Below are 26,209 nucleotides of genomic sequence, written 5' to 3'. Positions count from 1 at the left end.
GATATAAAAAAGTTCTCAATATAAGTACAAACCCGGAAAAAAGAAAAACGGAAAATTGAATTTTCCAGAGACTGGAGAGACTCATGATTTACATAAACAGGTCAGCAAGCCCTATTTTCATTGCCCAGAGCATAAGCTTCTGAAGTAAACCTGCATCTTCAACTGTCACCTTCCCGGATTTCAGGGCTTCATTAAATTCCTGTATCGGGGAAGCAGATTCAATAATTGAACGAACTGTTGACTCATCGCTCCGGACAGTTAATGAGGGTTCCTCATCAGATAACGCCTCAAGTTGTTCAAACTCGACAAATTCAGCATCTTCCGTAGACCCCCAGGCATACATATCTTTCCCGTTTTCAAGGGCTATGACAAAAAGGATCTGTTCGTTCCCCACAAGACTCTTCAAAAAACCGGGGGCAAGTTCGAGGTTCTGGTTGTAAATCCCTATATTATAATTTATCAGATCAAACAGTTCTGACCCCGTTTCTCCGGTTGCATCAGGAGAAGAGCCATTCCCATATGCCGAATCGCCAGCAACTGCCAACCCTGGCATCAAAAACACAGCAAAAATAACGGATAAAATCAAAAACTTTTTTGATATATTTAAAAACATAATTGCATATCAGCGTTCAAACTAAATAAAAATAATGACTTAGTTTATAAATTAAAAAGGATATTATGAGTTTTATATCACCAATCAAAGAAATTATTTGCTCTTACAAATGATAAATCTGGAAGAATATAAATCAGAAATTTTAGTTTGTTGACAGGTCCCGATTAACGAGTTCATCTATTCAGAAACTCGAACTCGAATCCTTCAGTTTTTCTCTCCCTGTGCCGCCCGGAGCTGGACCCGGCCGCCAGCCAGATAAAAAGCGATCCAAAAACTGACAGCGCAATTAAGAGAGACAAATATTGAAGAAATGTCTCCGGAACCGAGAGAATACTGCCTTTAACCTCCCTCCAAAACCGTTTTTCCATCCACAGGCAAACATAAACGCCTCTGCCGGTTTTTCCGGAGGCCCTGCAAAAAAAGCAGAAAAGAAAAGGGTCAGAACGAAAAAAAAGATCGAAAAACATCTTTCAGGGAGAATTTGATTTGTTCACTTTTTGTTTTTACGGCCTCTCCTATAGTTTTTGACTGTTGGGTTCTTTCTTCTTTCAGTCAGAAAGACCGTTCTCCTGCATCGGGCAACTGATAATTGGTTAGTCCTCTTGAGTGTAGCTTATTGCTAAAATCCATAACTTAGTCTGCTTAAGCGCAGCTAACTACCATAACCTAAAATTGGCCCTCTTGAGCGAAGCTTCCGATTTTAACCTGCAAATTAGTCTGCTTGAGCGCAGCGAAACAGACCGCGTACTGTTGCAATTACATCACAACTCCCAGAAAATCTTCGATTTCCTGCGATCCCGAAGCGAAACTAGGGAAGAAAATCAGAAAAAATATCAAAACCGGAGTTAAAAATAGGGAAATAAAAATAAAAAACTTACCGGGATAAGTTTTACCCAGCGGCAAGATTTAAAGTTTGAGAGAGGGTCTGAACACCTCAGAACAGTACTTATCGAAGACCTGGTCTTCAACCTGTTCGCATATTTTCTTGTAATCTTTTGACTTTGGATCGTGCTTGCTCATAGTCTTTTTGACTTCAGCGTTCATCTTATCAAGAGTTTTCTGGTCGAAACCTTCCGTATTCTCCATAGTAAACATATAAATCATACTCTGGAACTAACTTAGTTAGATGCTTAAGGTCTTTTGCGTTATTTAGATTTCTATATTACTTACACAGTATTACAGTGTAAGAATATTAATTAGGTTATAAGCTGGTAATTAATTCCCGGCTTTTAACTATTTTGAAAATAGTTTCAATTTAATAATTAAAGTATTTATATTATATTTCTAATATATTAGCTTTCTCTATTAAAGCCTCTAATATATTAGCTTTCCCTTTAATCTAACTCCATTCGCACTTCAAATGAATGAATCAGAGGGATTTGCCAAAGAATCCGTCACTAAAGCCTCTTTATTTAAACAAGAAATTCATCGAAGCCTGCATAAACGGTTGTTCGAGCAAATATTAAACAATAAACCTTTATCTCTTACTCCTATAAATATTTTACATCCGGGAGATATCCTTCAGACATAAACATCCATAATCAAAGACCTGGATATATTGCACATTTGATGTCTGGATATATTATACATTCGTACATTAAATTCTGAATATATAATAGTACCTGAAGTCCATAGATGTAATTACAAATATTTACGGATATTATAGATAAAATCACAGGTAGAATAATGCCCTGCACGAATGCTTTTTCAGGGAATGATTTTTTCTACGGGTTCAGGAGAAGTCTTTCGCGATCGAATATTCGGACTAGTTCATAGGGTTAATTTTATTAGCTCTTCAGGTAACTATAAGGTATAGAAAAGTATTCGAGTTGATAACAAAGTGCGACCGGTCTCACAAAGAGTGAACGCGAAAAAGACTCACGAAAACAATGCCGAGTTCGGGAAATCCACATCCGAACTTCTTATCCTGAAACCTGAAGGATATCCCCTGAGTGGCATGATGGAAGAATACCCTGTTATTGAAAACAGGGATGTCTTTGAATTCTATGCCCGGGAACAGTGGAACGGATATGTTGCCCGCAAAGGGGATTATCTTTTTGACAGGAGAATGTTTCCTGACTTTGCATACCGCATAATAGATGTGGAACCTGCAGACTCCATAATAGGAAATTCAACGGCTATTATCGTAACCGAAGAGGAAAATGGAGTTTCTTCTTCTGCAGAGATAAAAAGTGATGTCAGATTTGAAGACGTGATAGGACAGGAACTTGCAAAACAGAAGTGCAGGCTGATCGAACGCTTTCTGGAAGAGCCCGAACGTTTCGGGAAATGGGCACCAAGAAATATCCTGTTCTTCGGACCTTCAGGCACCGGAAAAACCATGCTTGCAAAAGCCCTTGCAAACAAGACCGATGTGCCGATCATTCCGGTTAAGGCTACCCAGCTAATAGGGGAATATGTAGGGGACGGAGCCCGCCAGATCCACCAGCTTTATGACCGGGCAGAAGAGATGTCTCCCTGTATAATCTTCATCGACGAACTTGATGCCATAGCTCTTGACAGGCGCTTTCAGGAGCTCAGAGGAGACGTAAGCGAGATCGTAAATGCCCTTCTGACAGAAATGGACGGAATAGTCGAACGCGAGGGGGTCTGTACCATCTGTTCGACAAACCGGATCAGTTCCCTGGACTCGGCTGTGAGAAGCAGGTTCGAAGAAGAGATTGAGTTTGTCCTTCCGGGGGAAGAAGAAATCTTCTGTATACTGGAATCAAATGTAAAGACTTTCCCTCTGCAAGTAGAAAAATGTGATTTCAAGACACTTGCAAAGAAAGCTAAAGGGCTTTCAGGCAGGGATATTGTCGAGAAAATCCTTAAAACCGCTCTGCATCAGGCGATAATCGAAGACAGAGAAATCGTAACTGGCAAAGACTTTGAAAGAGCCCTTGCAAGACTTGGCAGGAAAGATTTCACTCCGGACCCAACCCATCTTTATGTATAAACCTAAAATGTATGTGCAAACCACAGAGAAAAAAAACAGAGAAAGTGCCTTTTTATCCCTTGAGGAGTTATTTTCAGGCACCTTTCTTATATATTATTTTGTTATGTGTCGTTTTACCCGGCTTGCGTCATTTTACTTGAATTGCTTCACTTAGTCTGACTCGCTTTATTTTACTTGAATTGCCTCACTTTACAGACCTGTATCAGTTTACTTGAATTTTCCATAATTTTTCCCGCGCAGAGTACATTCCAGACTAATTTCCAGTCTGGAGAAGCTTATTTTAGACTCTTGAAATTCGTAAGAAGATTTGAAGAAAACTTTCTTATTGAAGCCTCTGGGATAGTTTTATCTATAGAAATCGTTATTCTCTATCAGAAACCATATTTGAGTAAGGTCTCAACCATACCCGTAACAATATTTAAAAGGGATTCTCATGACTGAAATACGTGAAGTCGACCGCTTTGAGTGCAGGGTTATAAGCGTAATCCAGAACCTGGCCTGGAAAGGTGTGACAGTTGAAGAAAAAGATACAAAAGGTAGAGTGTACTTCGGAAGGGTCAGCGGTGAAATCGAAATCAACCCCGGAGACACATTCTATCTCGGGATCAGGCCTCTCTACGAAATAGAAGACAAGACAATGAGGGTTACCCTCTACGACGCTGAAGATAAAAAACTGGACTGGACCCTTGTTTGAAGAACCCGATTCTTATTGTATAAAGATTATTTCTACAGATTAATGTCTGTAGAGAAATTTAACTACTTTTTAAACCCTTCTTTTAAAGAAACCTCAAATTTTCCGCAAAACGCCCTGTATCCGAAGGCTCAATCAGATTTTTTTATCGGATCCATTCATTCAGGCCCGTTTATTCGGATCCTTTCATTCGGATCTGCTTTCCAGGTCTGTTGGATCTACTTCTCAGGTCTGTTACCTGTTCCCAGGTCTGTTGAACCTATTTACTCAGGCCTGTATGGGACCTCGAGTTCCATCAGGTCTTCGGCTACAATAACATTTTCAAACACTTTTTTTGAGTCTTTCAGAATAGGCCCCACATCATCAGTATAACGTGAACTTACATGGGTAAGGACCAGCCTCCTGACACCGGCTTCTTTTGCAAGGGCTGCAACCTCGCCTGCTGTCGAATGCATGGACTCTTCCGCCCAGTCTGCCATCTCATCGGCAAAGCTGCCGTCATGGATCAGGAGGTCGGCATCTTTGCTCACCTCAAGCACGGCTTCACAGGGCCTGGTATCTCCACTGTACACGATTGTCCTGCCGGGTCTCGGGGTTCCCATGACTTCTTCGGGTCTTACTACCTTTCCGTCCACTTCCACAGGGTTTCCTTTTTGCAGTTTTGAAAAAAGGGGACCCGGAGGGACTCCAAGCGCGACTGCTTTTTCCCTGTTAAAGCGTCCGGGCCTGGGGTTTTCAATAAGGGCGTAGCCAAGACTCGGGATGCTGTGTTCGGTCTCTATAGCCCGGATCACATACCCCTCCCCTTCGACAACGTCCCCGGGTTTCAGTTCCTTGCCCCGGATTTCGTATTTAAGATTGAAATAGCCAAAAGCCTTGAAAAGCTCGGTAAATTCCCGGGTCCCTGCTGGGCCGTAAATCATAAGAGGCTCTTTTCTGCCCATGAAAGACATGGTCTGGATCAGGCCCGGAATTCCCAGGAAATGATCGGCATGGAAATGACTGACAAAAATAGAGGACAGGCTCATCATCCCTGTTTTTGCCCGCATCATCTGCTGCTGGGTGCCTTCGCCACAGTCAAAGAGCAGAAGCTCCCCCTCTCTGTTGACCATTACTGCTGACGGATTTCTGTTGCGGGTTGGAAGAGAACCTCCAGTGCCAAGAAAAGTTATGCGAAGCATACTGAACTCAGTAATACTTTAAGAGGTATTTATTGATTACCACCTGAAAAGTACCAGGAAATTTATAATATATTCAAACCTATTAAGTTAAACCCGATTAAGTTAAACCCGATTAAGTTAAACCCGATTAAGTTAAACCCGATTAAGTTAAACCCGATTAAGTCGAACCCGATTAAGTCGAACTTCCACCTTCAGAAACATTTTTTTCGTCATATTCAAGTTTCCAATGTCCAGATCCTTCCGTAGTTGCCGGGAATATTAAGCTGGACGTCCTCTCCCGCAGAAACTCCCATTAAATTATCCTGCCCGTGAAGTTCTTCCCTGTAATTGCCCTCAGATGGAAACTTGAAAGACACTGCCTGCGCACGGGCCCCGAAGTTCAATGCCACCAGGCTGAAAACTCCGTTATAAGTCCGGGAAAACAGCATGATATTTCGGGACTGATAGAGGGCATAATCATTGTAGAAGTAATGCTCTCCTCCGGAAAACTGCGGGTTATTTCTTCGAAGCTTAACAAGTTTCCTGACCAGATTGACCAGCGACCTGCCTTCGGAAGTATAGAAATATTCCCAGCGCACAGGTCTGTACAAAAGCACTCTTCCCCACCCTTCCTGAGGAAGGAAGTAATTTTCGCCAAACTCCTGCCCCTGCCATAACATGGGAATACCTTTTGCTGTAAGCAGGCCTATAAGGTAAGGTTGTACCCTGTACCAGAGACCACGATCCCCTTCTTTTAAAAGTTCATTATCGCTGGCAACTGTTCCAAAAGTACAGATAAACCGGGAATGATCGTGATTTTCCAGATACTGTAGAGCAGTTTTTGCAATATTGTCACCGTTACCGTTGCTCTGAACTTCTGCCGGATAATCAACAAGGCCAAAAAGAAAGCCCAGTTCGGTCAACTTGCCAGGATTACCGGTTATTCCCCTGGCTGCAGCCAGCGTCCCATTTTGCCAGGTACAATTACTGTAAGTTTTATTCAGGATTTCTACGGGTTTTTGAAGCTGCTCGGCACACTGGATCAGGTTTACGGATTCTCCTTCAAAAAACCGTTGCCAGTGATCGGAAGAACCTTTTTTTGCTTTAACCAGCTGGTACGTGTCCCGTACAAGTTTCGTATAGCCGTTATCCGAATCCTCCAGCCAGTACCCGGGCACATAGTCATATCTGAAACCATCTACATGGTAACTGTCAAGCCAGTGGTTGTTGACCGTCAAAAAGAAATCCCGGGTAAATTTGTGGTTAAAGTCCGTACTTTTTCCAAAAGCATCTTCAGCGAAAGGACCCATGAAGGGGTTTTCTTCCGGAGGATATTCAAGTTCGTTGTACACATAGCAATAAGGAAAAAGATTGCTTGTGTGCGCGTAAACGGAATCTACTATGACTGCGATGTTCTTCTGATGAGCCTCATCGATCAACTTTTGCATGTCTCTTCTGTTTCCGAAACGCTCGTCTACCCCGAAATACCCTATCGGTGCAAATCCCCAGTCCACCCTTTTCTCGATGTTGGAAAGGGGCATCAATTCTATGCAGTTAATTCCCAGGTCTGCGAGGTAATCCAGATGTGCAATCGTCCCTTCTATATCATCCGCAAACTCACTGATCATGAGTTCATAGAGGACAATATCATTTATGAAGGGGGTTTTCCATTCCAGCTCATGTTTGTCCCATTCATAGGGTTCGTACCCGAGGGTGAAAGCGGATAATTTTCCGACCCCGAATTCTCTGGCGAAAGGATCGATAATCCAGTCAATAAGTTCTGGCTTCTTTGGGGTTTTAAGGCAATATCGGTAAACATATTTTCCAGGGGTTCCCCATGCAGAGTAAGGTTTCAGCTTATCTTTAGCTTCGATATTTATCGTTGCAGACCAGTAATTCCCATAGTCTGAGTCTATCGAATGTTCCATTTCGAAGCCCATTGGAGGTATATCCCGAAGGAACTGGTCCTTTTCATGAATAACCCTCACAAGGAGCTCATTTTCTCCCTCTTCCGACACACCCGGTAAAAAAAGCCCGAAATTTATTCTCCCGGAAGTCTGTTTATCTTCCCTGGCCCCAAGCTTGTGGAGAGGCAGAAGTTCAAGTTTGTCTGGCAAGTTTTCCACTCCTTAATTATTACTGGAATCATGGCTTATTTCGGAATTGAAGTCTATTTTGAGTAAATACACATTGAAGTACGTGCACATTAGAGCAAGATATATACAAAATTGATTTTGAAGAGAATAATAAAAATACAGATATATAATAAGAAATAAGCATCAATATAACTTGCGAAACAAGATTTCGGAAAAATGCTCCTTATGATTTACCCGCGAACTTCAGATTTCAGCGAATGATAGTAAAAAGGCTGGAAAATTCTCAGGTTGTAAAAAGAAAAAGGATACAGAAAGTCCGGATTTACAGAGCCCGGACACAAAGATAAACAGGTACAACAATACAAACAGGTACAACACAAACGCATTATTTTTGACTCGATTTCCAGGATATTATAATTATTTTTGACTCGATTTTCAGGATATTATATATTCTAAAAACTCGTTAACCTTCTCCAGATTACACATTTCTATCCAAAAATCATAAAGGAATCGTCTTCATATGTCAGGAAATTACGGAAAAGTTTACCTTGTGGGTTCAGGTCCCGGAGACCCCGAACTTCTCACTCTGAAAGCCCGCCGGCTCATAGACAATGCAGAAGTAATCGTCTACGACCAGCTTCCGGGAAAAGCTATCCTGGGCTCCATGCCGGAAAGTGCGGAAAAAATCGATGTTGGGAAATACGCCGGAAACCACACGTTGACCCAGTCCGAAATCAATGAAGTGCTTGTGAGGAAAGCAAAGGAAGGAAAGATGGTGGTCCGGCTGAAAGGTGGGGACCCCTACGTATTCGGGAGGGGAGGAGAAGAAGCCGAGGTGCTTGTAGCAGAAGGCATCGAATTCGAAATCGTTCCCGGAATCACTTCCGCAATTGCAGTGCCTGCCTATGCAGGGATTCCTGTAACCCACAGAGAAAGCACTTCTATGGTCACATTTATAACAGGGCATGAGGACCCAACAAAAGAAGAAAGCGGCCTGGACTGGGAGACCCTGGCTAAGTTCGACGGGACCATTGTAATCTTTATGGGCGTAAAGATGCTCAGGCGGAATACCGAAGAGCTTATGAAGTACGGCAAGGACCCGAAAACCTCTGTTGCAGTCATAGAGAAAGGGACCCGGCCTGACCAGCGGGTAACCGTGGGCACCCTTGAAAACATCGCTGACCTGGCAGAAGAAAGAAAAGTAAAGGCTCCCGCCATCACAGTTGTAGGTGATGTTGTAAACCTCCACGCGGTTCTTGGCGAGCAAATAACGGGAACGGAATTCTGAGGGCTCAAAGAGGTGAAGGTATGACGAATAAGGGTATGACTGAAGAATCAAACGCAGAAAAAATTCCCGTGCTTGCAATCATGAGGCCTGAAAGCTACAGGGAAAAGTCCGAGGCAATTGCCAGAGACTGCGGCTTTGAGCCCATCTATGCCCCCATGATCCGGCTTGAAGGCTTAAAAGACGAAGGATTCGAGCCTTTCGTGCAGAGGGTCATTGACGGGACTTCGGATTACGTAGTTTTTACAAGCGCAAACGGGATAACTTTCACACTTGACAAACTCACGGAACCTCAAAAGGAAAACTTCATCACGGCCCTGAAAAAGACCAGGGTAATAGCAATTGGCCCGAACACGGAGAAAGAGCTTGTAAAAATAGGGATTGAAAAGCCTTTCCTGCCCGGAGATTACAGCTCCGAAGGAATTGTAGAAGCTCTCTGCCCCGAAGTTAAAGGAAAAATTGTTGACCTTGCAAGGAGCGCTTTTGGGGCCAGGTTTTTAATAGAAGGCCTTGAACAGTGCGGTGCAACAGTCTATGAGACCCATGTGTACACTCTCAGCATCCCGGAAGGGGCAGTCCAGAAAGAGCTCATAGAACGCACCCTTGCAGGAGAGGTTGATGCCTTTGCCTTTACAAGTTCAATGATGGTCAAAGGCTTCATGAGGCACGCGGAGAAGCTGGGAGCCAAAGATACAATAAAAGAAAACCTCAGCAGGGCCGTTGTAGGCGCAATCGGGACCCCTACGGGAAATACCCTGAAAAAACACGGGATCAATGCGGACGTAATCCCTGAGGAGTTCACCTTTGAAGCTCTGCTAAAGGCTATGAAAAAAGAGCTCTGAAAAGCCGGCTCTAAAGTCAGCTGAAGAATTTTCTTAAAAGAATAACTCAAATCTTTTTGAGAATCACGCTATATGGGAATGAGCCTCATAAAACGGGCCCTTCTCATAAAACCGGTTCAAAAAACAATACTTAAAATTCTGGAAAAGAATTCCGGAAACAATTTAAGGTACGTAAAAAAGGCTTCTTTGAATACATAACTATTTTTTAACCCCATACATTGAAGAATTAAAACATTCCAAGTATGTAAGAAGTAGTCAAGTTAGCTGAAATTAATCGAAAGAACTCCAGTATGTGGCCAGCCCTATTATTAATGGTTGCAGTTGGTACCATGTTCTAAAACCGGCTGTTTATATAAAGTAATTTACTTCTTAAAAACTTTTTTGTCATTCTATGAAAAGTACTTTATACTAGAATGAGAATTTAGAAAATAACAAGTTAGGTAATAACTTGAAAAAACAAAGCTATCACTTGATGAAAACTAGAAAGATTGAGAGTAAACTCGTTGACCTCCCAATCCTTCTGGTTTTCGATAAATCTGAAAATCAATTTCAAAATAATGAAGAAATTTGCTTATTTTTTGGAATCAATTCCAATCTCATTCATAAATATTATATATAATGATAATGTTTAGTTCTGCGACAAGTATACACAACTTGGAAAAACGATTAAAAAACGAAGTCCAGATTTGATTCAACCCCTTTCCGCCACCACCCTTAAACATTGAGAGTAAATCCTTTTCTCTCAATCCCGATCCCCTTTTCATAACTATTTTAAACAAACCCTTTGAGCCCGGAAAACAGATCTTTTATATCCCGAGCCGATCCGGAAGAAGCTCGAAAACTTCCCCGACCTTATCCCTCTTTTTTCTCCTTTTCTTTCCCGACCTCTATTTGTTACATTATCCTATGCATTCAAGTATAAACTCACGTAGCCAACCTTCCTCAAAAAGTGTTCCTTTCTTTGATTCGGAATTCTCTGTGGCGGAAGGCCGGCTTGTTTTCCAGTTCCTTAGCTTTCGCGCGGCACTTCTTTGTTTCATCGAGACCCCTCCATCGAGATCTACGCAGACCATACCTCTTTTTTCAGGTTTCGATATGGGTTTCCTTATTTTTGGGTAGGCCCTCCAGAAGCTTGCGCCTTTCTTCTTCGAGGAATTTTTGATAAACAGCGATGAACTTTTCCCGATGTTCGCTGGAGTATGAGCACTGGTTAAATTCATGATGATTGCTAATTTTTCCTTATAATAAGTGAGTCCGGTTTTTGCAGGTCAGGTGACGGTTACGTCTCTGCATTTGTTGTCATTAAGCACGCCGAAGATGAAAATCAGATGTTTTTTACTCTAAATAGAGCAGTCTACAGAAAACATACCTTCAGAACCATGCTCTCTATCCGTGTAGTTAAAACTGCATTTAGTCCCGACCTTTTCCTTTAAGTAATTCTGAAATTTGTCATGGAAGGGACGAAAAAAATAGTTACAGATGAATTAAAATAAAGATTAAATTATGGATAAAGTATATAACTTTGAAAAGTTCTCTACTTTAGAGAAGAAATATAATTGGAATGTGATGTAAGGGAGGAAAAGCAACGGACCAGATGCCAGCAAGGTGTGGAGAATGCGAGATGTACAGCAGATCCTACGGATTTTGCCTGAGGATAATGGAATACATTTCTCCAGACGAAACAGATTTCAGATGCTTGAAAAGTAAAACCGTCCCGTTACTGGGTGTTTTTTAACATTAAAAAATAATTATTTTTGTAAGCTCTTAATCTTTTTTGAAACTTGACTTTCTTTTATATTTTTTTTCAACCTTCCTCCGGAGCACCACGCTTTTAACCACCCTGAGGAGAACCTCTGCTTTTCCGGAATCATTACTAATGCCCAGAAAAAAGAGACTTTCAAAGCCATTCCTGCATCGGTCGCTATCTGTGATGCCTCTATCACCGCAACGAAGAGCTGGTCAGACCAGGAACTTATATCAGCCCTTATATCGTACCCGGCAATCACCCTCAATGTCTTGGCCAACGGTCTGCCTGAACTTTGAAGATGTCGTTGATGGAATTCTATACTACCTATCTGCACTCACCATTCGTATCCTTACCAGGATTGCCTCCGGGGTCCCGGGGTTCCGGGATCCAACCGGCTGAAGCAATAGCAACCGAAATCACGAGTACTATCGCAGGATAGGCCGTTCCCTCACCGGGGACGTCCGGGTCTTCGATTCCGAAGGAGACATCAAGTCCCTGCGATGATCGACCACAACACCGGCGTTTTTGATTATGCCTTTTCAGCAACAGTATAATATTCATGAGGTGAAACCCTGACTGATCAAATTAACCAGCGAAGAGTAATGGATTTGAATATTTTGACGAAAGCAGGATGGTAACCACACCCGACAACATAACAATGCAGGCATTCCGGGCGGATTGACCACTTAGAAATAGATGGAGAGCCGGGTATGAAATTTATAAAGTTGAAAGAACAATCAGAGATATCAAATCCGAAGAGGTTTTATGCCATCGGCAAATAGATAATTTTAAGAATCGAGAATATGTAGTCGAGAATATTTTCTCGGTTGACTTCGGGCTATTCGGCGTTTCCGGTCATATTCTCGAATCCGGGCATTCTGACCTTAGTTTTATAATCGTGAATGCCCATATATTCACCTTATCTCTACAAAACATAAAATAATCAGAAAGTTAAGTTAATATAAAACAATCAGAAAGCCAAGTTAAAGTGAATAACAATCTTAAATTGTGTACTAATTTCTGGAAAACAATCTCAATTTTGACTGATCGACATGATAGGCATCTCAAAACTTTACTGCGGAACCGTGGAACCTTCTGACGCCCTTCGTTATGGAAGGGACTCAAAGCGGCTTCCTTCTCACCTGCTGCAGTTTTCAAAAGACAAAAAACCGGTAGTAGTCTGGAACATGACCCGCCGATGCAACCTGAAATGCGTCCACTGTTATGCACAGGCAAAGGACATGGAATTCAAAAACGAGCTTTCCACAGAAGAAGGAAAAGCCCTTATCGATGACCTGGCCGCTTTTGGCTCCCCTGTAATGCTCTTTTCCGGAGGCGAGCCTACAATGCGAAAGGACCTCCCCGAACTTGCTGCCTACGCCCGGGAAAAAGGTATGAGAGCTGTAATTTCCACAAACGGAACCCTCATAGATAAGGAACTGGCTAAAAAACTCAAAGCCGTAGGCCTCTCCTATGTGGGCGTTTCCCTGGACGGTGTCCGGGAGACAAACGATAAATTCAGGGGCATGAAAGGAGCTTTCGATGCCGCTCTCAGGGGCCTGCACAACTGCCAGGAAGAAGGTATAAAGGTAGGGCTTCGCTTCACCATCAACAAGCAGAACGTCCGGGATATCCCTGCCATCTTCGATCTGCTCGAGGAAGAAAACATCCCCAGGGTCTGCTTCTACCACCTGGTCTATGCCGGCAGAGGTTCGACAATGGTGGACGAAGACCTCTCCCCCGAAGAGTCCAGAAAAGCCGTTGACCTCATAATGGAACGGACAAAAGCCCTGCACGAGAAAGGCTTCCCCGCAGAAGTCCTGACCGTGGACAACCACTGCGACGGCCCGTACATTTACCTCAAGCTCCTGAAGGAAAACCCGGAAAGAGCAGCCGAGGTGTTCGAACTCCTGTCCATGAACCAGGGCAACTCTTCCGGAATAGGCATCGGCTGCGTGTCCTGGGACGGCTCGGTGCACGCCGACCAGTTCTGGAGACATTACTCCTTCGGAAACGTCAGGGAACGCCCCTTCAGTGAGATCTGGACCGACCAGAGTGACGAGCTTATGGCCGGGCTCAAGCACAGGAAGCCCCTTATCCAGGCTAACGCTGACCGCTGCGCAAAATGCAAATGGTTCGACGTCTGCAACGGAAACTTCCGGGTTCGAGCCGAAGCCGTGTACGGAAACGTCTGGGCAGACGACCCAGCCTGCTACCTCACAAAAGAAGAAATCGGATACGATGAAGCCTGAAAATAATTCAGGCGCCCTTTACCTTTGTATCAGGAGGGAAAAGAATACCCCTTTAGAGGCTGCCCGACAATTCCTATAAGGAATAAACAAATAGTAGTAATGAACAAATCTTCCTTTTTAAATTAAATGTCTTAAATACTCTCTTTTTGTCATTTTTTCACTTTTTAATTGAATTGTCAGACAACTCATTTAGAGTATGTGATCACTAACAATTTGATTTATAAATAGGATTCAGAAGAATATATCTAAGAATAAACATAGAAAATGAAAATTATATATTGAATTAATAATAGTATTTCAGTACCGCTGTTTGATCACCAGGAGGTATTGTAATAAATACCATTGTGTGCCAAAAATCTCCAGGGGGAGTATTTGGGAAATTGATGTTATGCCTGAGTTTGTACTGGAAATCAAGGATCCATAGATCCTGAAGGGCAAGTGTATTCTTCCTTAGCTGTTTTTATACAGATTACCTGAAGGATGTGACGAAAGATTTCAAAGGGAATCTGGCTAACCGGTTAATCTGGATATGGAAGGGTCGATAAATAATAACGCTGTGCTATTATTACAGTACAGCACAACAGTGCTTTAATCTAAACAGGTTGATGGATAGGATACTACATAACAAATTACCATAGGAGATATAGATGGACATTGAGGACGTGAGGGGAAAGTACGAGGTCAAATTGATGGATCTGCCTAATGTCAGGGGTGTTTGGACCGGTAAGAAAAATGAAAAGGATGTGATTTTCGTGGGAGTTACACACAAGGTTTCGGATTCCTCACTCCGTCCCGAAGAAAAAATACCAAAAACACTTGAAGGATATGAAGTCGAGGTCGAAGAGATTGGTGACCTGACGGCGTACACCAAGTAGTAAGGATAGCGTCATAAAGTATTGAGGACGGTGTACTCCAGGTATTGGGGGATAGAGTACGCCGGGTAGTGGATGTCGGAACTGGAACAGCGTTGAGCAGCAGTTCATAATAGTTGGTCAACAAGGATAGCGAAGCGGCCAACATCAGATCGATTTTTATTATTTGTTGAAAACGCAGCCATGTTTCAATAACAGTCATACACGATCAGGTGTGCAGGAAACAACAAATGAATTTAGAATAAAATTAAAAACAGATAAAATAAAATTGAAATTATGTCGGAGTGGGGATAAATTATGGTAAAGAAAGGGGAATCGGCAAATATATGGATGATAAAAGAGAAGGATGCGGAAGCTGCGTCGATGGCGCATAGGGCTGAAGTTGACAAATTCCTGCATCCAGATAGGATACTTCCCAACGTGGTAGGTCTGGCAGTAGGTGCCAAGGTGACGGATGGAAAACCTACAGGCGAATCTGCTCTGATAGTGCTGGTCACGCAAAAACTTGAAAAATCAATGCTGCCTGCGGGAGCTATAATACCTGAAGAACTGGGAGGGCATAAAACAGATGTGATGGCGATAGGCATACCTATGGCAGGAAGTGAACCAAAACCGGAAGCTTTCTCGCCACTGGCATTGAAGAACCGCGTCCGTCCGGCTAAAGGAGGATACAGCGTGGGACATAAAGATATCACAGCAGGTACCATCGCTACAGGTGTTTACGATATCCTGCCTGGAGGTAAGGTCAGCCCGCCTGTACAGGGGATTGGCATGCCGCCCAAATACTACATTCTCAGTAATAACCACGTACTTGCAGCTTCCAATGCAGGACAGATCGGAGATGCGGTGCTGCAACCTGGAGCTTTTGATGGAGGGGAAGATCCGGAGGACAGAATAGGTACGCTGTTTAGATTTGTACCCATCGATTTTTCGGAACCCAGAGAATCTCAGAACAACACTGTGGACTGTGCACTTGCGCTCGTGGAGTTCCGTAATATCGACCGGGAAATTTACTGGATCGGAGAAGTGCGGGGATGGAAGCAGAAAAATTTCGTAAAGGTAGGGGATCTTGTGAAAAAAACCGGGCGCACCACAGCCTTTACCACAGGCAGGATCACAGCAGTCAATGCAACTGTAGATATCAATTATAGTCAAGGCAAGGTTGCACGGTTTAAAGACCAGATCATAACTACCTCAATGAGCGAAGGCGGTGATTCGGGTTCACTGATAACGACGCTGGATAATGTAGCTGTTGGGCTGCTGTTTGCAGGTTCCAGTACAGTAACTATTGCTAACCAGATTGAAAATGTCCGGGCACTGCTGAAGGTAGAGGTAGCCGAACAAGTAATCAACTAAACCGCACCTCATTGCCCGAACATGCATAAGCATGTGCAAACAAAGCAAAAAGAATAATGGCAGGATTTATGGCAGGATTTACTCATAGGAGATACAAAACAAGGCTCGACAGACACTGTGAATTAAATTTATATTTTAGGTTGTTGGGAGCTAAATGCTATTGATTTCTCAGTTCAACTGCATAAGTCCTGATTGATTTATCTTTTCTGTTAGTTACCCGCATTGTTGCTCCTGCTTTTTATGGTTACAACTCTATGAATTTCTTTTGCAGATATTCATTTATTCAGGTGAGATTGATATTTAGCATATTTGAGGAAGAAATCATAAAAAAGAGGGAGTAGTAAGGAAAAGAGTGAGATAGAATTGAGGGAGGCAGGCAAATACATGAAGCTTATTCATTTACTTCTGATTTTTTCAGTTATATTTACAGCCTTCTCAGGCTGTGTATCCGACAGAGGAGGCACGGGAGTCCATGGCAACGAAACCGAGACTCTTTCTTATCAGGGGCAGCAGTTAACCCCTATTGCACAGCAACGCAACAACGCCATCAAGGGCACCCAGTATATTGACAGGGAGAGCTACAGGCTGCGGGTTGACGGGCTTGTGGAAAAACCCCGGAACTTTACCTACGAAGAAATAACCGAATTGCCTCAAACTTCTAAAGTTGTTGACCTTAACTGTGTGGAAGGCTGGAGTTTCACTGCAAAATGGACCGGAGTAAAGATAGCTGAGATCTTTGAGGAAGTAGGGGCTATGGAAAATGCAACAACGGTTATTTTTTACAGCGCAGACGGGTATTCCACTTCCCTTGATAAGGACTATCTTCTGGAAAACAACATCATACTTGCGTATAAACTAAATGATGTGACCCTGCCGCCTGAAAGAGGGTTTCCCCTGCAGCTTGTGGCTGAAGACAAGTACGGGTACAAGTGGGCGAAGTGGATAGTAAGAATTGAGCTCAGTGACTCACCTTACAGAGGGTACTGGGAAGAATTCGGGTACAATAACATAGCCGATGTTGGTGGACCTGCCTTTGAAAGATGAAGGTAGAAACCGCAAATAACCCGTCTTTGACGAATCTGCCAAGTCCGCGAAACTTCATCCACGAAGAAATTCCGACAGAAAAAATTCACAGGATTTGTATCAGCAGAATTTGTATCAGCAGAATTCGTATCAGCAGAATTTGTATCAGCAGACTATCTTAATGAGGAAAGGGAGAAAGTGTTTTTGGAGGAGCTCAAGGTATTCATCATGTTTACTCAGGCGGGCCTGAAATATACCATTCCGGTATGTATGTTTCGAATCCGTCATACCATTTCAAAACATCTTCGGCTTGTCTGAGCATTGTACGGACTTCTTCCTGCCCATATGGAATTGACCAGGGAATTGATGAAAGCTGGTTGCTTGCAATATATAAAGCCATTAATCTAAAAAATAAAGCAGGTACATCATGATCAAAATACCCATTTATACGTCCCGAAGCAAATGCGGCACTTATACCTGCGCACCAGGTAATGCGGTTGAATTCCTCCCATGGGTCACCATAATCAAGCCTGTCAAAATCAATAATCCCAAGCTCCCCGGATTTTGTAACAATCATATTTCCTGCATGATAGTCACCATGTTGAAAACACTGGGGACGATTTTCTAACAGATATCGATTTTGTTCGATATACTCGATTATTTTATCTGCTCCTTTCAGATGAATTCCGCAGGCCTTATAATTAGTAATATTTCTGTTTATTTTACGATTGAAACGTTCCGACCATGAAAGCTGATTTTTTGCTGCGGGAATTTGATGAATTATTTTCAATATTTCTCCTGCTCTAATCCCAAGCTGGTATTGTTCTTTGTCGCTTAGCCCGGGAAGAACAGTTTCTGCACCCTCCCCTTCAATCCAGGTTGTTAAAGAATACACAGACTGACCACTATTACAAATTCCAAAATCAACCGGATGCGACATTAAGATGTTAATTTTATCAAGCTGTTTTATTGTTTGAAAATCCTGTTTCTTTCTCTCATATTGCTATATGTCTGACATTCGGAGTAAAAATTCTCTACCGTCCGTCGTTTGGACATAATATTTCTTATCATTTGACCATCCTTGATTAATTTCCTCAACTATTTGCCAATTACAAGAGTCAGGTATTTCATTATAGATTTTAATCACGCAAACACCCCTGGAAAATAGAATATCCAGCTATAGGTTCACCAAAGATCCGGATGAAGATTAAATAAATTTGGATGAAGATTAAATAAATTTGGATGAAGATTAAATAAATTTGGATGAAGATTAAATAAATTTCTCGAATGGAGATGATATAAATTTCTCGAATGGAGATGATATAAATTTCTCGAATGAAGATGATATAAATTTCTCGAATGGAGATGATATAAATTTCTCGAATGAAGATGATATAAATTTCTCGAATGAAGATGATATGAATTTCTCGGATGACTTATACAGTTGTACTTAACAAAAATATTTTATTAATCCGTAATATCGCAACTGCTCATCGATTTTATCCGATTTTTAAGTCCTTTTTACTGAACCCGAATGTTATCCCAGCCTCAGGACTTCGTTCTTCCAGAAAGGCATCCATCGTTAAGTCAAAGTAAGAAAGGAGAGGGATAAAAGTCCGTATCGAAACACCAATAATAATATAAGATACCCGGGCTATAGTATACTCTTGCCAGTATTGAAGATTCAAAACAAAGAATCAAATCCTGTCCATAGTTACGTTTGACTATAAGAGGGTTTGATTATTTCTGCCTTTTATTTCACTATATTTCATGAGTTACGAGTTATAGGATTCATGAGAGCTACACTTCGTGAGTGCTTACGCTTGCTGGCCTGTATTTCATTGCATTACTGTTAAAAGGAAGAGAAACTGAGAGGCAAAGAGTATAGTTGTTAAGATTGAGGCTGGAAAATGGGGGTAATTTGAAGTGGCAGATAGCCATGTTAATACTTTGTATCCTGGGGACCCATTCAGGGACTGGCTTGTTGAAGAAGTTGTAGGGCACCGGATTCGAGATAAAAATTGCCGTGTGAATGTTTTCAAGCACAATTCCTCTCACACTGTCTGCAGGTATCAGTTCAAAGGGGAACACTTCAGTGTAATGGCAAAATTTTTTGCCGAACCTACAGGGAAGCTAAAGGCTTACAACGCTTACAGAGGCATGATGAATGAATACCGGAACCTGAAAAAAGCAGCTTCGATAATAAACGTTGCAAAACCTCTTGCAATAAATAAAGATTTTAATTGTGTCCTTGTAACCGAACACGTACCCGGAAAATCACTGAAATGGTACTTTAAACGCGAAGAGAACCTTTATGAAAAGCTTGCTGCAGTGGCGCATATGCTCAGGCAGCTGCATGACAATACACAGTCATATGCTTATGATAAAGAAAATGAGTTCAGGAACTATCACGACGTACTGGACCACCTGAAACTGGATTACGGCACACGGGATACTTTCAACAAACTTCTCGGAGAATGGTGGTACAGTTCCTGGATTGACCGGGAGTGCGGCTGTATGGTCCACAGGGATGTTACCCCTTCCAATTATATTTTCTGCAAAGGAAAACCCTATGCACTTGACTTTGAAAGTTCCTGGTACGAGGCAAATCCTGTAAGAGACCTCGGAATTCTTACTGCCGAACTGAAAAACTATTTCGAACTGCATAAAGGAGGAGGCTGGAAAGCCGAACCGTATATAGGAAACTTTCTCTGGGAGTATAGCCGCGGAGAAAAGGAGTTTTACCACGTTACCAGAATTTTGCCTTTTTTCATGAGTATAGGGCTGCTCCGTTCGGCAAGGCTTCATCAGGGCGAGTACAGGAATTACCTCATAAGGGAAGCCCGTGAATGTTTAAATACGATTAATAGAGGAAACTGAAGAAAAATGAGGGAACTCTAAAAAAAAGGACTCGAAAAAGAAGAACTCTTAAAAGAAGAACTCTTAAAAGAAGAACTCTTAAAAGAAGAACTCCAAAAGGAAATAGGGGACCGAGGGTAACATTAAGGGGATTGAAAACAAATATTAAGGGGATATGGGAGGCAAGAACATTTCACAGAACAATGAGTTTGAAACCGAAGAGGGCACTATAGTCGTTCCCACCGATCCTATCATAGCAGGGGAAGAGACATTTGAGAGCTGCAAAATAAAGGGCGTTATTTTTGACTGCTACCAGACGCTTATCGATATCCACACCGAAGAACACAGGATCGAGACTTATGAGACCGTAAGCGCATGGCTTGCCTACCACGGAGTAAAAATAAAGCCGGAAAAGCTGTGGGATACGTACATGTTTAAGGTGGAGGAAAGGATGGACGAATCCCAGGAGATATACCCGGAAGTCAGGGTTGAAGAGATCTTTGCCGAGATCTGCCGGGAAAACTCGATCTGGAAAATCGACGAAAAAACCATGGGAATTGAGACCTCAAGGGTCTTTCGGGCAGCCTCGATACGAAAACTCCGTCCCTTTCCCCAGAGCATAAAGTTAATCGAACATTGCATCAACATCCCCAAGTGCATAATCTCCAACGGGCAGCGGGTCTTTTCCGAACTGGAACTCCGGTTCCTCGGGCTCTACGATTACTTTGACTTTGTTATTTTCTCTTCCGACGTGGGGTACAAAAAACCTGACCTCAGGCTTTTTATGACCGCACTCAAAAGAATGGGACTCGAACTCGAACCCAGGTGTGTTATGTCCCTCGGAGACTCTTACGAAAACGAGATCCTTCCGGCCAGAAAGCTCGGGATACAGGCAATGACCATCGAAGAAGCCTGGAAACATTACGGGGTAATGGACTGATTTCAAAAATGAAGGTGATCCCGTTTGAGGGATCTGCCGTATGGGCAGATATCTTCAAAAGCCTTTCCGGAAATCCATTCGGGACTCTTTGCCCCGCTCCCAACACTCAGGCACACCCTTTCTTTCCGTGGGGTTCCTGCCCAATTCTCAGGCTATGCCCCTTAACTCTTTCCTTCGAACAGCCGGATCCCACCAGACTATAGCTGACCTGTATTTTCTGACGCAAGGTCCTTCGCCGGAATCTCTATACAATGCCTCCCGAATTGTCTTTTCAACCTCAGGTGTGATTTCCGTATAGATCGAGTAGAAGACCCTGTACATTCTGAACATATTCTCAGGGGTCCGCATGCTTGTATAATCGATAATTCGCACCTGCGGGATCCTTCCATGCATGTAGAGCAGGTTATATATCAACGGGTATTCCGGGTATTGCGGGTGCGGAGTATCGCCCATAATCTTCTTCCAGAGTTCTGCTTCAAACGTCTGTCCGGTGCCTATACCTCCGACAACGCAGCAGTACCCCTGAGTCACCTCTTCCATTCGGCGGATCTGGTCCATAATATCACGGAACATCCAGATGACAGTTGAGGTGATGGTGAGGTCATACTTGCCCCGGAGATCCGTGCTGTTCACATCCTGCCAGAGCTTCGGGAGAATGGAATAGTTTTTCACTCCTGCTTCGGCAGCATTCCGGTGGATCATACGGATCATTCCCTCTGAAGGTTCAACTGCAGTCATATGACCAACCCGCCTGGCAAATGGGATGACAAAAGTCCCGGGCCCTGAGCCAATCTCAAGGACCTGTGAGTTCGGAGGAATGACTCCATAGTGGTCGAGTGTGGCATATACAGACTCTCCGAACTCGTACTGGTTAGTCCGCCTGGACTCCGAGTAGTCCTCTGCCCGCTCACTCCAGTCATCGATCTCGTAATCCCTGCGCATTATTCTCGACCTGGTATCGTAACTATCTTCCCAGAACCTGACCCAGTCAATCCCGGATATAAGAGAGCTGTCCATCATGCTACTTTCCACCATAAAACCCCCATCCTGCCGTTAACCTGGTATATGCCATTTTTAGCCCGGCTCTGCACATAGTCCTGAATAAACGCGCTGTCACGGGTATCCGGAGGCCGGTATTTCCCTACGAGGTTGCTGATAGAGGCAATTGCCGAGGCAACCGATCGGGAAAGGGTGTAATCGATTACATCAACATTCGGATGCACCCCGGAATCATTGAGAAGGTTTAATACCGTGATGAACTGGTCAAAGTCACCCTCATTAATCTCCAGAGTTTCCATCAGTTCACTTGTCTCAGAGGGTGATTCGAAGCCGTGAGCAAGACAGCAATATCCCCTGGAAACCGCTTCCATACGCCGGACCTGCTGGAGAATGTCCGGAAACTGCCAGAGGGCATGGCAGCAGATGACCAGATCGTAGTTCTTCGCATAAGCTGCAACATCTACCTCCTGCCAGGTCTGAGGGATTACGTCAATGTTAGAAAGTCCCCTGCTCTGCGCATATGACATCAGTGCCCCTGCCATTCTTTCTGCCGGCTCGACCGCCGTTACCCTGCGCACTCTCTCTGCAAACGGGACTGTTATCGCACCTGGCCCTGATGCAATATCAAGAACATGCCACTCTTTTTGCAGCAGCCCTTCCCTTTCAAACAGGTTGAGGATATTCCTGCCGTGATTGCAATCACTTGCCAGTACCATATCGGAATAATCCTCTGCCCGCCGGTTCCAGTAACCTGTGGTGGAAAGCCGGTTCATCTCACCGATACCTTCAGCCCAGGCTGTCTCCCAATCGATCTTTAAAATCATACTACATCCTTCGCCATCATACATTTACACAAATAAGTGTTAATATATAGCAATTTATTTTTTGATTGTCTTAGAATATATGAAAACAAATATAAATAGTAATAACATACACCCTGTAATTTTCGTAACAAAAGTTAAGCAAAAATCTGGAAAAAAGTAGACCATGAACACGATTCTTGAGGTTCAACAGCTGCATGTACACTTTTCCACATCAGGCAAGCTCATCCGGGCCGTGGACGGCGTTGATATCAATGTCATACAGTCCGAGACACTTGCCATCATAGGAGAAAGCGGGAGCGGAAAATCGGTATTGGGCCTTGCCCTCCTCGGACTGCTGCCTGCAAACTCTACAGTTGCTGGAACTGTAAGATATCGTGGTGCTGACCTCCTAACCTCCTCTGAAAGCGAATTTGAAAAAATCCGCGGCAGCAAGATCGCCTGGGTTCCGCAGAACCCTGCAGGAGCAATGAACCCTTCTATGACCGTAGGGGACCAGATCGGAGAACCGATCTCTCTCCATGTGGAAAAAAACAAAGCTGCAGTTCGAAAGAAAGTTCTTGAACTCCTTCGACTCATCCGGATAACTCCTCCCGAAGAGCGGATCGACTCGTACCCTTACTCCTTCAGTGGCGGAATGCTTCAACGGTCACTTGTTGCTATGGGGATTGCAGGCCTCCCGGAACTGCTCATCGCCGACGAACCGACTAAGGGGATAGACATAATGAACAGGCAGGCTGTCTCCGCCCTTCTCCGGATTGTACGCGAGAACGGGATCACCCTTCTCGTTATTACACATGACCTCTCATTTGCCCGAAATCTCGCAGATAGGATCGCAGTCATGTATTCCGGAAGGATTGTGGAAGTCAGGGAAAAAAGTAGCTTTTTTAGCGGTCCCCGGCATCCCTATGCCAGGGGAATGCTCCGTTCGCTCCCGGAGAACGGACTTCACCCCATATCAGGCAGGACAAGAGAGTCAGACAAAGATGACGGAGGCTGTAGATTCAGATTCCGCTGCACAAACGCGATAGAACGATGCAGAGTAGAACCGCCGCTCATCGCTCTTCCGGACGGATCGGCTGTAAGGTGCTGGTTGTATGATTGAAGGAAGAGGATTGACGAAAATATTTGCCTCCCGGGGAAAGAACCGGATTACTGCTGTTGACGGGGTGGATATCCGGATCGACACCGGAGAAACACTTGCCCTTGTAGGGGAGAGCGGGTGCGGCAAATCCACCCTCTCTAGACTGCTCCTCCTGCTTATTCCTCCGACCCGGGGCGAGGTATTCTTTGAAGGCCAGCCTCTGACGCGGTTGAAAGAAAAAGAACTCCGCTCGGTCCGGCGAAAAATCCAGATAGTGCCGCAACAACCGGAAAGCGCGTTGAATCCGCGGTGGAAGATAGCCGACTCCATCTGCGAACCCTACCGCATCCATCCGGACGCATTACCTCCCGGAAGGCAGATTGGAGAGGAACTGGACAGGCTCCTCGGGCTTGTCGGGCTTGAGCCGGAACAGGCAGCCCGATACCCCCATCAGCTCAGCGGCGGGGAGCTGCAACGCGCCGTTATCGCCCGTGCTATCGCGCTGGAACCGGCACTTGTCATATGTGACGAGCCGACGTCGATGCTGGACGTGTCCACACAGGCAGCTATTGTCCGCCTCCTCCAGACACTCCAGCAGAAGCTGGGATGCGCTCTTCTCTTCATCACCCACGACCAGGGGCTCGCTCATGCTATAGGAAACCGGACCGCCGTAATGTTTGGCGGGAAGATTGTAGAGGAGGGGAAGGATGTCCTGGACAGACCTCTCCACCCGTTCACCCGCAGGATTACATCGATCCCGGATTCCGGTTCCTTATCATGCCCCGAACCTCAGGAGGCCAGAGCCCCAGGTTCGTGCGTATACTATCAATTCTGCTCTGAAAAGACAGAAAAATGCCTTAAAAGCCCTGAAATGCAGGAATACGGCGGCCGGAGGGTGAGCTGCCATAATGTTTCACATGCCTGATGCCATGATTGCTCCGATTATCAAATTATTACTCCATGCACTTACCGCAATGCAAAATCTTACAGCGCTTGATCTTGATACGTAAACTGGGTGTGATGAGTTAATATGACAAGAAAAGAGGGAATTCTCTTCATTCTGCTGGCTCTCGCTGTCATGGGAGCGGGCTGTACAGACCAGGAACAGCAAGAAGAACTTCAGACGCTCTCCATCTCGGGCCAATGGAGTCCGAATACTATCGATCCTCACCTGTCAGGTTATATCCCTCAAAGGCTCGGATATGCAGAGACCCTCGTAGGAGTCGATTATGAGGGGAAGATCGCCCCTTCCCTTGCAGAATCATGGGAGGTTTCCGGTGATGGAAAAAACTGGACATTCATTTTAAGAGACGGTGTCCGTTTCCATGACGGGACCCCATTTACAGCCGGGATAATGAAGACCTCGCTCGAAAGGTCCTTTGTCCAGTCGGAGGCGATATTCGGGAAAATTCCGGTATCAGCCATTGAGGTCCCTGATAACCTGACCCTGGAAATCAGCCTCGATTCCCCCTTCCCTTCACTGCCTGCCTATCTCTCCAGAGCAGAGAGTGCGGCTCTTGCTCCCGGATCTTACGACGCGGAAGGCAATGTTGTAAAGCCCGTAGGCACCGGCCCTTTCATCTTCGAGTCCTGGAAACCGGAAGAAGAGGTTGTTGTCGTCAAGAACCCCGATTACTGGGGACAGGCTGCCTCGGTTGATAAGGTGATATACCGTATAATTCCCGAGACCCTTACGAGAAAGCTACTCCTTGACAGTAAGGAAATTCAGATAGCAATGATCCTCTCTCCGGAGATTGCCGAGGAATATACGGAAAAGGCTGACTATTCCGTCCTGCAGCAGCCTATTGCTCGCGTAAGAATGATAGGGTTCAACACAGAAAAGGAGCCCTTCGACGATAAGCGGGTGCGCCAGGCTGTCAACTATGCCATAGACCGGGAAGCAATAGTGACGTATGTCCTTCACGGATACGGGACAACGGCAGCAGGGCTCTTCCCGCCGAACTTTTACTGGGCTAACCAGGAGATTGCCCCATACACGTATGATACGGAGAAAGCGAAATCGCTTCTTGAAGAGGCAGGGTGGACAGACACGGACGGAGACGGGACTCTTGATAAAGACGGCAGACCTCTGAAGATTACGCTCGTTACTTACCCGGAGCGGGCAGAACTGCCGCCGATAGCCGAGGTGATCGAGCAGCAGCTCAGGAAAGTCGGGTTTGAGACCGAACTTCAGATCCTCAACACCGATGCCGCCAATTCTCTCCGAAATAAAGGCGAGTTCGATATCTTCCTGGTCGGAAGGGGGCTGCTCTTCGTACCCGACCCCGACGAGATCATGATGACCGATTATCACTCGAGCGGTACGTCAATAGACGGCTGGGGGGCGTATCACTGGCACAACGACAGTGTGGACGAGCTGATCGAACAGTCCAGAACCACGTCCGACATGGCTGCCAGGAAAGAACTCTATGATGAGGTCCAGGCAATTGTCGTCGAAGAAGCGCCGGTTGCATATCTCAACTATTACGTCAATATTGACGTTGCCACCTCGAATATAGAGGGATACCGCCTCCATCCTACGGAGTACTCGCTCCACCTTGAGAATGTCTCGGTCACCTGATGCGGGATACGCCTCCCGCATCCATTTCA

At 44.4% G+C, this 26,209-nt stretch carries 23 protein-coding genes; 13 read left to right on the top strand and 10 right to left on the bottom strand.

What is annotated here, in order from left to right; translation table 11 throughout:
* Positions 1-88: 88 nt before the first annotated feature.
* From ACSAZL_RS04875 to ACSAZL_RS04865, 3 genes are all read right to left on the bottom strand, one after another.
* Complete coding sequence (locus ACSAZL_RS04875; RefSeq protein ID WP_440947608.1) at positions 89-553, bottom strand: hypothetical protein; 465 nt, start codon at positions 551-553, stop codon at positions 89-91.
* A 233-nt stretch (positions 554-786) separates the two neighbouring features.
* Complete coding sequence (locus ACSAZL_RS04870) at positions 787-981, bottom strand: hypothetical protein (RefSeq protein ID WP_440947607.1); 195 nt, start codon at positions 979-981, stop codon at positions 787-789.
* 538 nt (positions 982-1,519) lie between these two features.
* Positions 1,520-1,717, bottom strand: coding sequence for a hypothetical protein (locus ACSAZL_RS04865; RefSeq protein WP_440947606.1), 198 nt, complete (start codon positions 1,715-1,717; stop codon positions 1,520-1,522).
* A gap of 736 nt (positions 1,718-2,453) precedes the next feature.
* Here ACSAZL_RS04865 and ACSAZL_RS04860 point away from each other — a divergent pair.
* Complete coding sequence (locus ACSAZL_RS04860; RefSeq protein ID WP_440947605.1) at positions 2,454-3,572, top strand: AAA family ATPase; 1,119 nt, start codon at positions 2,454-2,456, stop codon at positions 3,570-3,572.
* Between the two features lie 433 nt (positions 3,573-4,005).
* Positions 4,006-4,266 carry a hypothetical protein gene (locus ACSAZL_RS04855; protein ID WP_440947604.1) on the top strand — a complete coding sequence of 87 codons (261 nt, stop codon included), beginning with the start codon at positions 4,006-4,008 and terminating at the stop codon, positions 4,264-4,266.
* A 260-nt stretch (positions 4,267-4,526) separates the two neighbouring features.
* On the opposite strand, the gene rnz is transcribed toward ACSAZL_RS04855, so the two are convergent.
* Both rnz and ACSAZL_RS04845 read right to left on the bottom strand, forming a co-directional pair.
* Positions 4,527-5,444 (bottom strand): ribonuclease Z, encoded by a 918-nt coding sequence (gene rnz / locus ACSAZL_RS04850; protein WP_440947603.1) that lies wholly within the window; start codon positions 5,442-5,444, stop codon positions 4,527-4,529.
* 215 nt (positions 5,445-5,659) lie between these two features.
* Positions 5,660-7,540, bottom strand: a complete 1,881-nt coding sequence (locus ACSAZL_RS04845) for an alpha-amylase family glycosyl hydrolase (protein ID WP_440947602.1) — start codon at positions 7,538-7,540, stop codon at positions 5,660-5,662.
* Between the two features lie 499 nt (positions 7,541-8,039).
* Between ACSAZL_RS04845 and cobA the strand changes: the two genes are divergently transcribed.
* The gene (gene cobA, locus ACSAZL_RS04840) at positions 8,040-8,807 is read left to right on the top strand and encodes a uroporphyrinogen-III C-methyltransferase (RefSeq protein ID WP_440947601.1); all 768 of its coding nucleotides are present in this window, start codon (positions 8,040-8,042) and stop codon (positions 8,805-8,807) included.
* Between the two features lie 20 nt (positions 8,808-8,827).
* Positions 8,828-9,646: a uroporphyrinogen-III synthase gene (locus tag ACSAZL_RS04835; RefSeq protein WP_440947600.1), complete on the top strand. Its 819-nt coding sequence runs from the start codon at positions 8,828-8,830 to the stop codon at positions 9,644-9,646.
* Between the two features lie 899 nt (positions 9,647-10,545).
* Here the strand turns inward: ACSAZL_RS04835 and ACSAZL_RS04830 are convergent.
* The gene (locus ACSAZL_RS04830) at positions 10,546-10,866 is read right to left on the bottom strand and encodes a hypothetical protein (RefSeq protein WP_440947599.1); all 321 of its coding nucleotides are present in this window, start codon (positions 10,864-10,866) and stop codon (positions 10,546-10,548) included.
* 528 nt (positions 10,867-11,394) lie between these two features.
* On the bottom strand, positions 11,395-11,658 hold the full coding sequence (locus ACSAZL_RS04825) for a hypothetical protein (protein ID WP_440947598.1): 264 nt from the start codon (positions 11,656-11,658) through the stop codon (positions 11,395-11,397).
* Between the two features lie 787 nt (positions 11,659-12,445).
* Between ACSAZL_RS04825 and ahbC the strand changes: the two genes are divergently transcribed.
* The 4 genes from ahbC (at position 12,446) to ACSAZL_RS04805 (ending at position 16,917) form a co-directional block, all read left to right on the top strand.
* Positions 12,446-13,645, top strand: coding sequence for a 12,18-didecarboxysiroheme deacetylase (gene ahbC, locus ACSAZL_RS04820; RefSeq protein ID WP_440947597.1), 1,200 nt, complete (start codon positions 12,446-12,448; stop codon positions 13,643-13,645).
* 647 nt (positions 13,646-14,292) lie between these two features.
* Positions 14,293-14,520 (top strand): hypothetical protein, encoded by a 228-nt coding sequence (locus ACSAZL_RS04815; protein WP_440947596.1) that lies wholly within the window; start codon positions 14,293-14,295, stop codon positions 14,518-14,520.
* Between the two features lie 294 nt (positions 14,521-14,814).
* Positions 14,815-15,873 carry a hypothetical protein gene (locus ACSAZL_RS04810; RefSeq protein WP_440947595.1) on the top strand — a complete coding sequence of 353 codons (1,059 nt, stop codon included), beginning with the start codon at positions 14,815-14,817 and terminating at the stop codon, positions 15,871-15,873.
* A gap of 384 nt (positions 15,874-16,257) precedes the next feature.
* Positions 16,258-16,917: a molybdopterin-dependent oxidoreductase gene (locus tag ACSAZL_RS04805; protein WP_440947594.1), complete on the top strand. Its 660-nt coding sequence runs from the start codon at positions 16,258-16,260 to the stop codon at positions 16,915-16,917.
* A 211-nt stretch (positions 16,918-17,128) separates the two neighbouring features.
* Here ACSAZL_RS04805 and ACSAZL_RS04800 read toward each other — a convergent pair whose 3' ends face one another.
* Positions 17,129-17,836, bottom strand: a complete 708-nt coding sequence (locus ACSAZL_RS04800) for an aminoglycoside phosphotransferase family protein (RefSeq protein WP_440947593.1) — start codon at positions 17,834-17,836, stop codon at positions 17,129-17,131.
* Between the two features lie 986 nt (positions 17,837-18,822).
* On the opposite strand from ACSAZL_RS04800, the gene ACSAZL_RS04795 reads away from it, so the two are divergent.
* Both ACSAZL_RS04795 and ACSAZL_RS04790 read left to right on the top strand, forming a co-directional pair.
* Complete coding sequence (locus ACSAZL_RS04795) at positions 18,823-19,776, top strand: phosphotransferase (protein WP_440947592.1); 954 nt, start codon at positions 18,823-18,825, stop codon at positions 19,774-19,776.
* A gap of 154 nt (positions 19,777-19,930) precedes the next feature.
* Positions 19,931-20,695, top strand: coding sequence for an HAD family hydrolase (locus tag ACSAZL_RS04790; RefSeq protein ID WP_440947591.1), 765 nt, complete (start codon positions 19,931-19,933; stop codon positions 20,693-20,695).
* Between the two features lie 147 nt (positions 20,696-20,842).
* Here ACSAZL_RS04790 and ACSAZL_RS04785 read toward each other — a convergent pair whose 3' ends face one another.
* Together ACSAZL_RS04785 and ACSAZL_RS04780 are read right to left on the bottom strand one after the other, a co-directional pair.
* Positions 20,843-21,730 carry a class I SAM-dependent methyltransferase gene (locus ACSAZL_RS04785; protein ID WP_440947590.1) on the bottom strand — a complete coding sequence of 296 codons (888 nt, stop codon included), beginning with the start codon at positions 21,728-21,730 and terminating at the stop codon, positions 20,843-20,845.
* Positions 21,712-22,518: a class I SAM-dependent methyltransferase gene (locus ACSAZL_RS04780; protein ID WP_440947589.1), complete on the bottom strand. Its 807-nt coding sequence runs from the start codon at positions 22,516-22,518 to the stop codon at positions 21,712-21,714. The genes ACSAZL_RS04785 and ACSAZL_RS04780 overlap by 19 nt, the downstream gene beginning before the upstream one ends.
* A gap of 163 nt (positions 22,519-22,681) precedes the next feature.
* Here ACSAZL_RS04780 and ACSAZL_RS04775 point away from each other — a divergent pair, with 163 nt between their 5' ends.
* The 3 genes from ACSAZL_RS04775 (at position 22,682) to ACSAZL_RS04765 (ending at position 26,180) form a co-directional block, all read left to right on the top strand.
* Positions 22,682-23,620: an ABC transporter ATP-binding protein gene (locus ACSAZL_RS04775; RefSeq protein WP_440947588.1), complete on the top strand. Its 939-nt coding sequence runs from the start codon at positions 22,682-22,684 to the stop codon at positions 23,618-23,620.
* Positions 23,613-24,524, top strand: a complete 912-nt coding sequence (locus tag ACSAZL_RS04770; protein WP_440947587.1) for an ABC transporter ATP-binding protein — start codon at positions 23,613-23,615, stop codon at positions 24,522-24,524. The genes ACSAZL_RS04775 and ACSAZL_RS04770 overlap by 8 nt, the downstream gene beginning before the upstream one ends.
* A 105-nt stretch (positions 24,525-24,629) precedes the next feature.
* Positions 24,630-26,180: an ABC transporter substrate-binding protein gene (locus ACSAZL_RS04765; protein WP_440947586.1), complete on the top strand. Its 1,551-nt coding sequence runs from the start codon at positions 24,630-24,632 to the stop codon at positions 26,178-26,180.
* The last annotated feature ends 29 nt before the right edge of the window (positions 26,181-26,209 follow it).

Source organism: Methanosarcina mangrovi, assembly GCF_052057765.1.
In the GTDB taxonomy this organism is placed as follows: domain Archaea; phylum Halobacteriota; class Methanosarcinia; order Methanosarcinales; family Methanosarcinaceae; genus Methanosarcina.
The sequence above is the reverse complement of the archived record's forward strand: the minus strand, read 5'-3'. Positions and strand labels throughout refer to the sequence as shown.

What these genes read in the sequence shown, in the direction of transcription:
- ACSAZL_RS04865 (WP_440947606.1), bottom strand. Translation starts at nt 1,717, where the DNA reads ATGATTTATATGTTTACTATGGAGAATACGGAAGGTTTCGACCAGAAA.
- rnz (WP_440947603.1), bottom strand. Translation starts at nt 5,444, where the DNA reads ATGCTTCGCATAACTTTTCTTGGCACTGGAGGTTCTCTTCCAACCCGC.
- ACSAZL_RS04800 (WP_440947593.1), bottom strand. Translation starts at nt 17,836, where the DNA reads ATGTCGCATCCGGTTGATTTTGGAATTTGTAATAGTGGTCAGTCTGTG.
- ACSAZL_RS04830 (WP_440947599.1), bottom strand. Translation starts at nt 10,866, where the DNA reads ATGAATTTAACCAGTGCTCATACTCCAGCGAACATCGGGAAAAGTTCA.
- ACSAZL_RS04775 (WP_440947588.1), top strand. Translation starts at nt 22,682, where the DNA reads ATGAACACGATTCTTGAGGTTCAACAGCTGCATGTACACTTTTCCACA.
- ACSAZL_RS04780 (WP_440947589.1), bottom strand. Translation starts at nt 22,518, where the DNA reads ATGATTTTAAAGATCGATTGGGAGACAGCCTGGGCTGAAGGTATCGGT.
- ACSAZL_RS04835 (WP_440947600.1), top strand. Translation starts at nt 8,828, where the DNA reads ATGACGAATAAGGGTATGACTGAAGAATCAAACGCAGAAAAAATTCCC.
- ahbC (WP_440947597.1), top strand. Translation starts at nt 12,446, where the DNA reads ATGATAGGCATCTCAAAACTTTACTGCGGAACCGTGGAACCTTCTGAC.
- cobA (WP_440947601.1), top strand. Translation starts at nt 8,040, where the DNA reads ATGTCAGGAAATTACGGAAAAGTTTACCTTGTGGGTTCAGGTCCCGGA.
- ACSAZL_RS04785 (WP_440947590.1), bottom strand. Translation starts at nt 21,730, where the DNA reads ATGGTGGAAAGTAGCATGATGGACAGCTCTCTTATATCCGGGATTGAC.
- ACSAZL_RS04875 (WP_440947608.1), bottom strand. Translation starts at nt 553, where the DNA reads ATGCCAGGGTTGGCAGTTGCTGGCGATTCGGCATATGGGAATGGCTCT.
- ACSAZL_RS04815 (WP_440947596.1), top strand. Translation starts at nt 14,293, where the DNA reads ATGGACATTGAGGACGTGAGGGGAAAGTACGAGGTCAAATTGATGGAT.
- ACSAZL_RS04790 (WP_440947591.1), top strand. Translation starts at nt 19,931, where the DNA reads ATGGGAGGCAAGAACATTTCACAGAACAATGAGTTTGAAACCGAAGAG.
- ACSAZL_RS04770 (WP_440947587.1), top strand. Translation starts at nt 23,613, where the DNA reads ATGATTGAAGGAAGAGGATTGACGAAAATATTTGCCTCCCGGGGAAAG.
- ACSAZL_RS04765 (WP_440947586.1), top strand. Translation starts at nt 24,630, where the DNA reads ATGACAAGAAAAGAGGGAATTCTCTTCATTCTGCTGGCTCTCGCTGTC.
- ACSAZL_RS04810 (WP_440947595.1), top strand. Translation starts at nt 14,815, where the DNA reads ATGGTAAAGAAAGGGGAATCGGCAAATATATGGATGATAAAAGAGAAG.
- ACSAZL_RS04855 (WP_440947604.1), top strand. Translation starts at nt 4,006, where the DNA reads ATGACTGAAATACGTGAAGTCGACCGCTTTGAGTGCAGGGTTATAAGC.
- ACSAZL_RS04805 (WP_440947594.1), top strand. Translation starts at nt 16,258, where the DNA reads ATGAAGCTTATTCATTTACTTCTGATTTTTTCAGTTATATTTACAGCC.
- ACSAZL_RS04870 (WP_440947607.1), bottom strand. Translation starts at nt 981, where the DNA reads ATGGAAAAACGGTTTTGGAGGGAGGTTAAAGGCAGTATTCTCTCGGTT.